This is a genomic window from Larkinella punicea, assembly GCF_003334855.1.
Lineage (GTDB): Bacteria > Bacteroidota > Bacteroidia > Cytophagales > Spirosomataceae > Larkinella > Larkinella punicea.
Map to the genome: position 1 here is coordinate 21816 of NZ_QOWE01000028.1, position 12690 is coordinate 34505.

The following is a 12690-nucleotide window of genomic DNA, read 5'->3' on the forward strand; positions in this document are numbered from 1 at the left end:
GGCGTTTTTTCTCAAACCGCCTTCGAAAGTTCTTCCTTGATCCGTTTCGCCACGATTTTTTCCTGCCCCGGTTTCATCATCCAGACCGTCACGCCGATGCTGCTGGGGCCACCGCCACCGACTTCGATGGACGGATCGCCGTTGCGCAGGGCTTCCTGAACCTGTTTTCCGGTTACTTTCACCAGCGCCGGGTCCCAGGAGATGCGGAGCGAGGGCGTGTGGTTGCCCAGCGGATTCACGCGCACCTCGGTTTTGATGCCGTTGATGGTTTTGACGGTATTTTCAACGTGCGCAACGCCGTCTTCCCACGACTTCCAGAGTTTGGTATAATCCTGCGTGATGAATTTCTCCAGCGCAACGTACATGCCCAGAATCTCTTCCTTGTTCACTTTCATGCCGCGACCAATATTAAAACCACGCGGGGGCATGTGCATCCGGGCGGCAGCAATGATGTCTTTTTTACCCATCAGCAATCCCGCACTCTGGGGTCCACGCATGGCTTTTCCGCCCGAAACAACCACAAAACTGAAACCCATATCATTGAATTTCCAGAGATTTTCGGTTGGCGGCACGTCGGCGGCAATGTCGATGGAGGTCGGAATATTGTGTTTTTTGCCCAGCGCCACCCACTCCTCGTGCATGATTTTGCCTTTGTCCGACTGAATGTGCAGAAAGTGCATCAAGGCGGTTTTTTCGTTGATCGCTTTTTCCACATCCTCGACGGTTTCGACCATCACCATTTTACAGCCGGTATTGGTCAGCGCGTGGTTATACACAATGTCGTGTCCTTTCTGGCAAATCACCTCCGATTTCATCCCCGTTCCTTCCAGATGCGGCAGGGCTTCCACTTTCTTTTGATCGGTTCCGGTCAGAATGCCGGCCAGGCCCAGGGTCATCCCGGAAAAGGCACCAGAGGTTACTACCGCAGCTTCCGAATGCACCATTTTGGCAATCTTCTCCCCGACTTTATCCTGCAATTCGTCCAGCAAACAGAATTCTTTTGAAGCATAATTGATGGCTTCGAGCACCTCGTCGTGCATCAGCGAACCCGTCATGTACGTCAGCGTTCCGGCGGCATTGATGAACGTCCGCACGCCAAATTCCTTGAACAAATCCCGCTTGGGAGCCGCCACCGCAGCCCCTTTGGATAAAGCGGCTTCGGCCGACAATGAAAAACCGCCCACGAATCCACCCAACAGCGGGACACTCGACAGGCGTTTGATGAGTTTTCTTCTGCTTAACATAATCGTGTCGTTAATCGGTTATTTGGACTTCTTACGCTGTTTCTTTGCCGCTTTCGGATCGGCGGGCAAGGTAATTTTCCAGAGGTTGCCGCCCTTGCCGCCGTATTCGATCACATAGACGGTATTTCCGACCAGCAGAGCATCGGTTGGCTCCGTGAAACCGTCGACCAGGCGGGTGGTTTTAACGGAATAATTGTCGGTGGTTTTGTTGTACGTTAAATCAAGATGCAACAGGTCCCGGCCCTGTTTTTTCAGCGGGTTGATCGCCGTCGAATTGCGTCGTGGCCCGGAATACCGAATCACAAAACCGTCGCCTTTCAACTCATCCGCCAGCACGTTTTGGGTATCGAAAAACAACGCCAACGGCGAACTGTGCGCGTTGAACGTGCCAACCGGAACGCCCGTCGTATCGCCATCCATGACAATGCCGGTTTTCAGATCACGGTATTCGTTGGCATCGGGGCCGACGTTCAAAACCGGACCCGTAAATTTCACACCCGCCGGTTTTTTCGGAAACTCCGGGTCGTTCCGGAAATACCGCATCAGCCACGCGTGGGCGAACTTGCTCAGAAACGGATCTTTTTCCGGATCGGGTTGCCAGTCGGGATTCTGCTGCGGATTGTCGATGCCGCCCATGACCCACGGAAAACCGTAGTGATGTCCTTTCTGCACCCAGAACATATCCTCGGGATGATCATAATCGCCGGAATTGGAAACCGCAAACAGCCTGCCGTCGCCATCGAAAGCCATGTCATAGGCATTGCGAATACCTTCCGCGTAGATGTAGCCGTTAGCTTTCAGTTGGGCTTCGTCGTTCGGCAGTTCCAGGTTTTTCGCATCGACCGGAAACCGGAAAATTTTGGCGGTGAGCGCATTATCCCGTGCATTTGGATAGACTCCGCCGTTGTCCTGCACCTCGCCGTGGTCGGTTCGCGCGCCGGTATTGACGTAGATGTATTTCTGATCGGGGCTGATTTCCAGTGCGTTCCAGCCGTGGTCGAAGGTGGTTTTGTTGGTACCGTATTCGACGGTATTGAACACGACGGTCAGTTCCGGTTTTTCGCCCGACGCCAGGTCGTAGCGCACCATCCGGCCCTTGGTTCCCTTGTTGTCGTTGACGCTGATGTTGCCCGCCAGAAACAGCGTATTGTTCAGAAAAGCCGCCCCCTGCAAGCGTGTAATGCCATGATCTGCTGCCGAAAAAACCTTCTCGGCCATCGGCGGCTGTCCGTTTAGCTTGACCCGAAACACGTCTCCGGTAAAGGTGGTGTAATAGAGTCCGCCGGTAGTCGGATGCTGAATCAGCCGCACGGCTTCGGGGCCGACGGTCATGAAATGCTCGACCTTGATGTCCGGGCGCAGGGCCGTCGGCGGAACGGGGGCTTTGGCGTCGGGGCCTTGCGCGTGGAGCAGAACCGGGTAGAATACCACGGCCGTCAGCAGGTTTATTTTTCGCAAAAATGCGTTGAACGCCCTCATTTCGTGTCGGTATTCTTTTTGGTTAATTTCCGGAGGTAAGCGACCAGTTGCCACCGCTGTTCTTCCGAAAAAACATCTTTAAACGGCGGCATATTTCCGCGACCAGTCGACAGTTTCCAGAACAGGGCGCCATCGGTTTGTTTCGTCACTTCCGGGTCGTGGAAGTTGGCCGGTTTGGCCCCCAACGCCCGGCCCGCAGCACCATCGCCGTAGCCCGCTTCGCCGTGGCACGACGAACAATATTCCATGAATAATTCTTCGCCCTGTTCCAGCGTCAACGGCTCGGTCGGGAAGTGGCTTTTCAGCGTATCGGCCCAGACAGGGGCTTTCCATTTCTCCTGCTTCGGATCATCAGGCTTTGGGTTATCCGTAAACCCCATAACACCGATTAAACCCAAGGCTAAAAAACCGGTAAGAAGGAATTGATATGAACGCATTTAAGAATAAAATTGAGCGTAATGAGAAGCCTGATCAGGCATCAAATTAATCGTGTCATGTTAATTAACAGCCCCCGGTTTTAACCGGGGGTTTGAACAGATACCGGGCATTGTTGAAACCGTTTTAACGGTTTTGGATCTAAAAACCGTTGAAACGGTTTGTGTGAGACGGCGTTATTTCTCGTGTCCCCACGGTTAAAACCGTGGGCTATTTTTTGATAATAGGTTATTTCTTTTTCTTGATCGACTTCCGAACGGCTTTCACCTCATCGGCGGAAACCGCACTGGCCGAATTGCCAAAACTTTGGCGAACAAACGTCAGTACCTCGGAAATGTCTTCGTCTTTCAGAAAATCGTGCTGCGGCATTACGTTGTTATATGACTGGCCTTTCACTTCAATCGGCCCTTCCAGCCCTTTCAACAGCACTTCGATCAGGCGGTTTTTGTCGCCCAGCACCCATTCCGAATCGGCCAGGGGCGGAAACCGCTGCGAATCGCCCCGGCCGTTGCGCTGGTGGCAGGCGGCACAATAGATGCCGTAGACTTTGCTCCCCAGCACCGGTTTGTCTTTATCGAGATTGTCGTTTACTTTATCCGGCGTCCGGATGTGCGACATGGACTTGCGTTTTTCCATCTGCGCCAGTTGCGCCGACCCGAATTTGCTCTTATCGCCCTTGTAGGTCACCTTCCAGATTTTCCCTTTCTCGGTTTCAGCCAGATACAGCGAACCGTCCGGCCCCATCGCAATGCCCATCGGACGATAGACCGCATCGCTCACGTTGACAATCGGATCGACACCGGCAAAACCGTCGGCAAACACTTCCCAGTCGGTGGATGGCGACCCGTTTTTGTCGGGAACAAAACCGATGAAATACCCCGCCTGCGGATATGGTGCGCGGTTGGTCGAACCGTGAAACGCAATGAAGGCACCGTTTTTGTAGTGTTCCGGAAAACCGTTGGAAGCTCCCGTTCCCTGGTAAAATACCAGATCGTTCGGTGCCCAGTGGGCCGGAAAACCGATGATGGGCTGCTCATAATCAGCCCCTTTCCCCGCTTTTTTACCATCTCCGCCGTATTCCGGATTGAGCAGTTTTTTCTTCTTTTCCTGATCGTAATAATAATACGGCCAGCCTGCATCCATCCCTTCTTTCACCCGCAAAAACTCCTCGGCGGGCAGCACCGCGCTTTCCCAGGGCGAATACAAATGGGACCACAACATCAGAAAATCATCCCGACCATGTCCGACGGTATAAAGCGTTTGATCGACCGGATTCCAGTCCAGGGCCACAATGCTCCGCAGTCCGGTAGCAAACAGCTTCCCGTCTTTTTGGGTCTGTCCCACTTTGTTGGCGTCGAACCGCCAGATGCCGCCGTGGTCGGCGAGCAGGCCACAGGGATTCAGACCTGGCGAACTCGGAATGCGGTTTTTTTCCTGACAGGCGTTGGAACCGGCTCCGAACGGCACATACATATAGCCTTTGTTATCGAAAGCTACCGGTTTGGTGATGTGCTCGTGCATCCCGTGGGCGTGGTCGTCGGTCAGAATGATTTCCACCGGCCCTTCGGGAATCAGTTTGCCCGGCGTCAGTTTGTAGCGGTACACGATCAGCTCGGAGCTGAAATAGAGGTAGCCGTTGTGAATCCGCATCGCCGTGCCGTATGCCCGTTCGCGCGACAGACCACCGAAACGTTTGATGATGTCCGCCCGGCCGTCGCCGTTGGTATCCCGCAGCGCAATCACGGATTCGTCCTTGTCCCGCGCAAACCGTGCTTTCACGTAAATATCGCCGTTGTCGTTGACGGCGAGGTGCCGCGCGCGACCCGCCAGACTATCGACAACGACCGTGGCTTCAAATCCTTCCGGCAGAAAAAGTCCGCCGTTCTCCGCCGTCTGAACCGGAAGGTTGGTATTCGTTTCAGGCCGGACAAAACCGACCGCAGCAAGTAAAGCCAGAAAAAGGCTACGGGTATAGAGTCTTGACATTCAGAAGTTTCAGAGAATAGGACTAGTCAGATTCATTTTTAGTTCACCACCAGCGGGTTGGCAATCCCGTTGAGGTCATACACGATTTTGCCGCCTTTGATGGTCATTTCGCAATCGAATTTTTTCTTACCTTCCATGCGATACCCGGTTTTGTCGTAGAAGCCGAAATTACCTTCGCGCATGGTCAGGATGGCCACATCGGCGATGGCACCTACCGACAGGTGCCCCAGCATTTCGCGTTTGATCACCTGCGCCGGGGTCCACGTACTGGCTTTGATGACATCCGCCACCGGAACACCCATGCCGACAAATTTGGACATGATGCTCAGGATGTCTTTCATCGAACCGTTCATGCTGCCGGTGTGTAAATCGGTGCTGATCGTTGTCGGGTAAAAACCGGCCTTGACCGCCGGAATGGCCTGTGAATAATTGAAGCTGGCACCACCGTAACCCACGTCGAAAACAATGCCTTTCTTGCGGGCTTCCCAGACAAACGGTTTTACTTTTCCGGTGGCTTCGTCCACAATCGTTTCGCGCACATTGTCTTCCAGCAAGGTGTAGGTGTGCGTAAAAATGTCGCCGGGACGAAGGTGTTTCATGAACAACTCTTCGAGCGAAAGCGGGGGGTCGTGTCGGCCGAAGTCGATCATTACCGGCATATTCGCCAGTTTTCCGGCCTGAACGGCCCGATCGACGGGTGCCCAACTGCCGCCCATGTAGTGTGCCACTTTGAAACCGACCACGTCGTTCGGATTGCCGAGGGCCACCGCAGCCGCCATTTTAGGGTCCATGTCGGTGGTGTCCTGTTCCCAGTCACCGCCCCGCATGCCTTCCCCCACGATGTTGAGAAGCGAAAGTACGCGCGTTTTGGACGAGAAGATGATGTTCTTTTTAAACGCCGGAAACGACTGCCAGCCCGCCCCGCCCGCATCGACGATGGTGGTGACGCCGACGCGGAACGTAAAACCGTCGGGCGAAACCGCCGTCAGGCCGTTGCTGAGGTAGTGATTGGGTTCGGTTCCGTAAAAAACGTGACCGTGAATGTCGATGATGCCGGGCGTGACATACATCCCTTTGGCATTGACGACCTGCTTGGCCTGGCTCGCGTCGATGGTTTTGGCAACCTGAACAATTTTGCCGTCGGTGATGGCGATGTCCATCACCGCGTTGAGGTTGTTTTTCGGATCGATGACTTGCCCGCCCTTGATGACGAGGCTGTAGGTCTGGGCGTCAACCGAACCGCTGATCAGACCGAGTACGGCCAGTAAAAAGGAAAGTTTTCGCATGGGTTTAGGGAACAATAACCGGAAAAATCAGACCGCAGCTTTGGCGAGTTCTTCTTTCAGGCGGGTGGCAACGATTTTCTCCTGACCGGGTTTCAACATCCAGGTGGTCAGGCTAATACCACCCTGTTCGCCCACGATTTCGATGGACGGATCGCCATTGCGCAGGGCTTCCTGCAAGGCTTTGGTCGTCAGGTTAATTTTGGCCGGTTCCCACTTGATCCGTAGCGTCGGCGTGTGATTACCGAGTTCGGGCCGGACGGTTTCCGTTGTTACGCCATTGACTTTTTTCACGGCATCGGCGATGTGCGCGACGCGGTCTTCCCACATTTTCCACTCTTTCTGCTGATCCTGACCCACGAATTTTTCCAGGGCGACATACATGCCCAGGATTTCCTCCTTGTTCACTTTCATGCCGCGTCCGATGGTCGAACCGCGGGGTGGCATGCTCAGGCGGGCAGCCGCAATAAGGTGTTTTTTGCCCATCAAAATACCGGCACTTTGCGGGCCGCGCATGGCTTTTCCACCCGAAACGCACACCAGATCGAAGCCCATTTTGTGGAATTTCCACAGGTTTTCGACCGGCGGCACATCGGCGGCAATGTCGATCATCGTTGGAATGTTGTGTTTTTTGGCCAGATTCACCCAGTCCTGGTGCATGATTTTGCCCTGATCCGACTGGATATGCAGGAACCACATCATAGCGGTTTTTTCGTTGATCGCCTTCTCGACCTCTTCTACGGTTTCCACGAAAACCATCTTGCAGCCGGTATTGGTCAAGGCGTGGGAATAGCCGACGTTGTGGCCTTTCTGAACGATCACTTCGGATTTCATGCCGGTGCCTTCCAGTTGCGGCAAAGCTTCCACTTTTTTCTGATCCATGCCGGTCAGCACCCCCGCCAGACCCAGCGTCATGGCCGAGAAACAACCCGCCGTGACGACCGCCGATTCGGCGTGGACAATAGCCGCAATTTTTTCCCCGACTTTGGTTTGCACATCGTCGAGCATCATAAACTCTTTGGAAGCCGCCTGAATGGTTTCCATGACTTCGTCCTGCATCAGCGAGCCGGTCATGGCCGTATAGGTTCCGGCGGCATTAATGAACGTTCTGATACCCAGCTCTTTCACCAGGTTGCGGGGAGCGAGCGCGGTGGCGGCCACAGCCGATGACAAGGGAGCGGTACTGCCGATGATACCGCCTAAAAGCGGCATGGCCGACAGTCGTTTGAGGATGGTTCTTCTACTGATCATGGGATGGGTTAGCAAAAACGTGGGGAACAATGGCCTTCCTGCCGATCGGGCGGGAAGGGTATATTTTGAGTCTATGCGAAAATACCCCCAACCCCCTGAAGGGGGCTTTCAGACCCGGATGATTTAGCCCTCTTCAGGGGTTGGGGGTATTTTTACATAGTTATACTAGTTAAATATAAGCGATACAGTCCATTTCAACGAGCGAGTCGCCGGGAACACCGCCGTAGACGGCCACCGTTGTGCGAACCGGCGGTTTGCTGCCAAACCGGCCTTTGTAGACTTCGTTCATGCCTTTGTAGTCGTTCAGGTCGTGCAGAAAAACGGACACTTTCAGCACTTTCTCCATCGAAGAACCGGCTTTGATCAGTTCCTTTTCCAACTCCTTCAGCACCTCGTCCGTATGCACTTTGATGTCACCTTCCTTGTGGTATCCTTTGCCGGCCACGAAGACCAGATTTCCCATTTTGGTTGAACCGGAAAACAGCGGAACGTCCTTTTCAGTCACCACGTTAAATACTTCCTTTTCGGGAGCGGCTTCGGCTTTAGCCGCGGTGGTAGCGACGCCCAGGCCAGTGACACCGGCTACGGAGGCAAAGAGTCGTTTTAAAATGGATCGGCGTTGTGGTTTCATTAGAAAATTGAAGAATGGATTAATGAATACTAAAAATTTTAAGTAAATCAACCAATTTTTTGCCTATCGTGCCAGTGTTTGACCCAAAATGTATCAGCAATTTTTAGAGCGATCCACACCCGTCGCTGTTGATGATAATGTGGGCGTCCAGTTGTTCGTAGCGGGCGTTGATCGTGTTGCAAATTAAGTCCAGCTTTTCGAAGAGCGGTTCGTCTTCCAGCGAAGCCGTCAGGTAACACGATTTCATGATTTCTTCGTCAAACACGATGCGGATGCCGTACGCTTTTTCGAGGGTGGCAAACACCTCGGCAATGGGGGTTCGTCTGAAGCTAAACGGCTGTTTCTGAACCGGTTTTTCCAGCAAAGCCGGTTCGGCCACCAGGCTCTTGACAATCCGGGTGTCGGTCGGGGTAAAGACGATCTGCTGGTTAGGCGTCAGGACGATTCCCTCCAGTTTATAGTCCTCTTTTTGCTGGGTTACCGTAGCCTGGGTGCCGGCAAAAACGGATACTTTTCCGGTTTTAACCACCACTTTAACCTGCTTGTTATCTTCAAAAGTCTGCACCGTAAAACTGGTCCCCAGCACTTTCGTGACCAGTCCATTGGCGTAGACATAAAACGGTTTGTTCGGGTCTTTATGAACCTGAAAAAAAGCCTCCCCAACGAGGTAAACCTCGCGGGTTGTTCCCGGAAACGGATCGGGATAACTCACCCGGCTTTTCGGTTTTAAAACAATTGTACTTCCATCCGGCAACTGAACCTGACGCGATGCGTTGGTCGTGTTGGCAACTTCCCGAAGCGGATTCGACACCTGCGCAACCAGTTCGTCGTAGGTAACGTTACCACTTTTCGGTTCCGTCGAGCGGACTCCATATTGCCAGAACAGGCCCAGCATCAGGACGATACTAGCCGCCATGCCATACCGCACCCACTCCGACCGATACCAGCGAACCGACGGTTTCTCCTGGCTATCAATGGCTTGACTCAACCGTTGAATTTCGTTTTGTACTTCCCGGTCCGAAACCGTTGCCCGCTCGCCCGGAAACCGGGTATAGACGTCATTCAGGGTACTCAGCAATTGGTAAGCCTTATCGACAAGCTCCTCTTTATCAGGATTTTGAACCAACCATTCTTTCCAAAAATCACGATCGGCAGGATCGTCCAGCAATTTCCAACGTTGAAAAGACGGATCAATAGCTAATTCTTCAGGCTCGAAATTCCGATAATCTTGCATACAAAACAGTAATACTTTGCTATTTGTATGTAAAGATGCAAGTGTGTACGGCCAATACTCTTTTTTCCGGAATAAAATTTCGAAGCGCATTTTCCTCCGTTTTCGTTTCGTCCAATCCGCGAATGCATGTACATTTGACGGTAGGCGTTGGGACGTGAGTGAAGTTTACGAACAAAATTGGATAGGAACACGGATGGTGCGGATTGAACGGATTTACACAGATTATAATTAAAATCCGTTTTTTAATCCGTTCAATCCGCCTAATCCGTGTTCCCATCCGTAATAACCATGTACAAAACCGCAACCCTTTTTTCGCAAACCACCCAAACCGCCCTGAATCCGGCGCGGGTTGGGGCCATCGATATTCTGCGCGCGCTGACGATGGTGCTCATGATTTTCGTCAATGACCTCTGGTCGTTAACCGGCATTCCGGCCTGGCTCGAACACGTGCCGCCCGGCGCCGACGGCATCGGGCTGGCCGACGTCGTTTTCCCGGCCTTTCTGTTCATTGTCGGCATGTCGCTCCCCTTCGCCATCGATAACCGGCGAAAAAAAGGCGACACGGATCTTCAACTCGTCGGGCACGTTCTGCTGCGGTCGGTGGCGTTGCTGACGATGGGCGTTTTTCTGGTCAACGGCGAATCGATCAACGAAACCGCCACGGGACTGCCCCGGCTTTTGTGGAATGTGTTGTGCTGTACGTCGTTCATTCTGGTCTGGAGTACCTACCCGAAGACCATGCCTAACTGGCTCCGTACAAGTTTGAAAACCGCCGGATTGCTGATCCTGCTGGTTTTAGCCGTCCTGTACCGGGGCGGTGATGCCGAAAAAACCACCCGTTTCGAGCCGCACTGGTGGGGCATTCTGGGACTCATTGGCTGGTCGTATCTGGCGGCCGCGCTAGTCACGGTTTTTGCCCGAAACCGGCTTTTCGTGCTTATTACAGCCTGGTGCGGTTTTGCACTGCTGAGCATGCTGTCGCAGGCGGAGCTCTTGCCTAACGCCATCGACTTCATTCCGGCGGCCATCCGGGGCGGCACGCTGGCCGGTTTGAGCATGGGCGGGGTTGTGATTGCGACCCTGTTTCAGTACTACCGGAAACAGGGCGACAACCGGCGGATGGCCAGCGTTTTTCTCGGAACGGCGGTTTGGCTAACCGGCCTTTCCGTCATCACCCGGCCCTACTGGGGCCTATCGAAGCTGGATGCCACACCGGCCTGGCTGTTTCTGTGCAGTGCGTTCACGATTCTGGCGTTCACGGCCATTTACTGGCTTGCCGACGTGAAAGGAAAAAGCCAGTGGTTCCAGTTTATCAAACCCGCCGGAACCGACACGCTACTCTGCTACCTGATCCCGTACTTTGCCTACGCCACCACGGCTTTCCTGGGAATCAGCCTGCCGGACGTTTTGCTGATCGGTGGCATCGGCCTGCTGAAATCCTTCCTGTTTGCCCTGCTGTGTGTCTGGATTACCAAAATGCTGGGCAAAGCGGGCATCCGGCTAAAACTCTAACTTCTAACCACTCAATCCAACGGGGTTATTCGCAAAAAGACCGTATATTACACTTCCCCGATCACTTTAGCGATTTACTGAAACATGCGGAGTCGTGCCGTTTGGATGGTGTCGTGGCTGGTATTCTGCCTGCCGGGAATCGCTATGGCCCAAAATCTGCTTCAGAATGGCGGTTTTGAGGAGTACCGAGCCTGCCCCCGCCAGGATAATCTGTTGGGAGAAGCGGTTCCCTGGTACAATCCCAACGGGGCCACGCCCGATTTTTACCACCAGTGTTTTCCGACGGTTCAGATGGAACTGCCACCCCGTTCCGGGCAGGGACTGGCCCGGCTTTTTCTGGATGTAAGCTGGGCCGAATACCTCGCGACGCCCCTGAAAAAACCGCTGGTTGCCGACGACTGCTATTTCTTCGAGATGTACGTCGCCACGCCAACGCCGAACAAATACTTAAGCGGAACCATCGGTGCTTTTTTGTCCGAAAAACCGATTACCTCCCCGGAAAAAGGATTGCTTCCGGCGGATGCCCAGGTGATTGACAATGTCCTGACCACCAGCATTCCAATGTTGCGCTGGGAACGGATTTCGGGTTACGTTAAAGCCAAAGGCGGGGAGCAATATTTAACCATCGGGAGTTTTAAAAAACTGCCGGTTTTTCTGGGTTATTTCTACCTCTTCATCGACGACGTTTCGCTGTTGCCCATTGAAATGGACCTCGGAAAAGACACCACGCTTTGTGGCCGAAACAGCACACTGTTGCTGGATGCGACGACACCCGGTGCCACTGAATACCGCTGGCACGATGGCAGCACCGCACCCACGTTTCGGGTCACCAAACCGGGCCATTATTCCGTCACGGTCACCACACCCTGCAAAGTCCTGCGCGACACCATCCGGGTGGATTACGCCCTCGATTTCGACCTCGGCCGCGACACGACGCTGTGTGCGGGACAAACCCTGACGCTCAAAACGCCCCCCGATGTTCCGCCGACGTTTCGCTGGCAGGACGGTTCGGCCACGCCCACCTATGTTGTCAGGCAGGCTGGTTTATACAGTTTGCGGGTCGAGCAGGCTCGTTGCGTGGCTACTGACAGCATTCAGGTCCGGTTTGTGCCACCACCCCGGCTGAATCTGGGGCCGGATCAAAACCTGTGTGGGGCAGAAATATTTACGATTCGGCCCGACTTTGCCGAGGGGAAATTTAGCTGGCAGGACCCATTCGAAGCGGTTATCAGAACCGTGGGTCAGTCCGGCTTTTTTCAGGCGTCGGTGAGCAACGATTGCGCCACCGTTCGCGACACGGTTCGTATTTCGTATGAAGATTGCGGTTGTGTGTTGTATACACCGGATATTTTCACGCCCAACGCCGACGGACAAAACGATGTTTTTCAACCGTTTGGGTGCGGAGACATTACCATTACATCGCTGTCGATTTTCAACCGCTGGGGTGAACTGGTTTTCCAGACCGCCGAGCCGCCATTCGCCTGGAACGGGATGTATGAGGGAAAACCCGCGCCAGTTGGCGTGTACGGCTGGCAAATCCGCTACCGGCTTCAGCAGGGCACCAGCGTGTTGGCCGAACAAAAACGGGGCGCACTCAGTCTAACCCGATAGTGCGCCCCGCCTTCTTTATTCCCG

At 53.8% G+C, this 12690-nt stretch carries 10 protein-coding genes; 2 read left to right on the forward strand and 8 right to left on the reverse strand.

Translation table 11 applies throughout. The annotated features are described in order from the left end of the window. Positions 1–11: 11 nt before the first annotated feature. From DUE52_RS27000 to DUE52_RS27035, 8 genes are all read right to left on the reverse strand, one after another. Positions 12–1244 (reverse strand): aminotransferase class V-fold PLP-dependent enzyme, encoded by a 1233-nt coding sequence (locus DUE52_RS27000; RefSeq protein ID WP_114409204.1) that lies wholly within the window; start codon positions 1242–1244, stop codon positions 12–14. Positions 1245–1262: 18 nt separating this feature from the next. Further along, entirely contained in the window at positions 1263–2723 is a 1461-nt protein-coding gene (locus DUE52_RS27005) for a PQQ-dependent sugar dehydrogenase (protein WP_114409205.1), read from the reverse strand. After that, a complete protein-coding gene (locus DUE52_RS27010) occupies positions 2720–3160 on the reverse strand; it encodes a c-type cytochrome (protein WP_114409206.1) in 441 nt (146 codons plus the stop codon). Before DUE52_RS27010 ends, DUE52_RS27005 begins: the two co-directional genes overlap by 4 nt. A gap of 226 nt (positions 3161–3386) precedes the next feature. Further along, positions 3387–5144 carry a PQQ-dependent sugar dehydrogenase gene (locus DUE52_RS27015; RefSeq protein WP_114409207.1) on the reverse strand — a complete coding sequence of 586 codons (1758 nt, stop codon included), beginning with the start codon at positions 5142–5144 and terminating at the stop codon, positions 3387–3389. Positions 5145–5182: 38 nt separating this feature from the next. Further along, the gene (locus DUE52_RS27020) at positions 5183–6430 is read right to left on the reverse strand and encodes an amidohydrolase/deacetylase family metallohydrolase (protein WP_114409208.1); all 1248 of its coding nucleotides are present in this window, start codon (positions 6428–6430) and stop codon (positions 5183–5185) included. 27 nt (positions 6431–6457) lie between these two features. Further along, positions 6458–7678 carry an aminotransferase class V-fold PLP-dependent enzyme gene (locus DUE52_RS27025; protein ID WP_114409209.1) on the reverse strand — a complete coding sequence of 407 codons (1221 nt, stop codon included), beginning with the start codon at positions 7676–7678 and terminating at the stop codon, positions 6458–6460. Between the two features lie 169 nt (positions 7679–7847). Next, complete coding sequence (locus tag DUE52_RS27030; protein WP_114409210.1) at positions 7848–8309, reverse strand: RidA family protein; 462 nt, start codon at positions 8307–8309, stop codon at positions 7848–7850. A gap of 103 nt (positions 8310–8412) precedes the next feature. Then, on the reverse strand, positions 8413–9543 hold the full coding sequence (locus DUE52_RS27035; RefSeq protein ID WP_114409211.1) for a FecR family protein: 1131 nt from the start codon (positions 9541–9543) through the stop codon (positions 8413–8415). 288 nt (positions 9544–9831) lie between these two features. Between DUE52_RS27035 and DUE52_RS27040 the strand changes: the two genes are divergently transcribed. Then, positions 9832–11055 (forward strand): DUF5009 domain-containing protein, encoded by a 1224-nt coding sequence (locus tag DUE52_RS27040; protein WP_114409212.1) that lies wholly within the window; start codon positions 9832–9834, stop codon positions 11053–11055. An 84-nt stretch (positions 11056–11139) separates the two neighbouring features. Next, complete coding sequence (locus DUE52_RS27045) at positions 11140–12666, forward strand: T9SS type B sorting domain-containing protein (RefSeq protein WP_114409213.1); 1527 nt, start codon at positions 11140–11142, stop codon at positions 12664–12666. Positions 12667–12690 lie beyond the last annotated feature (24 nt).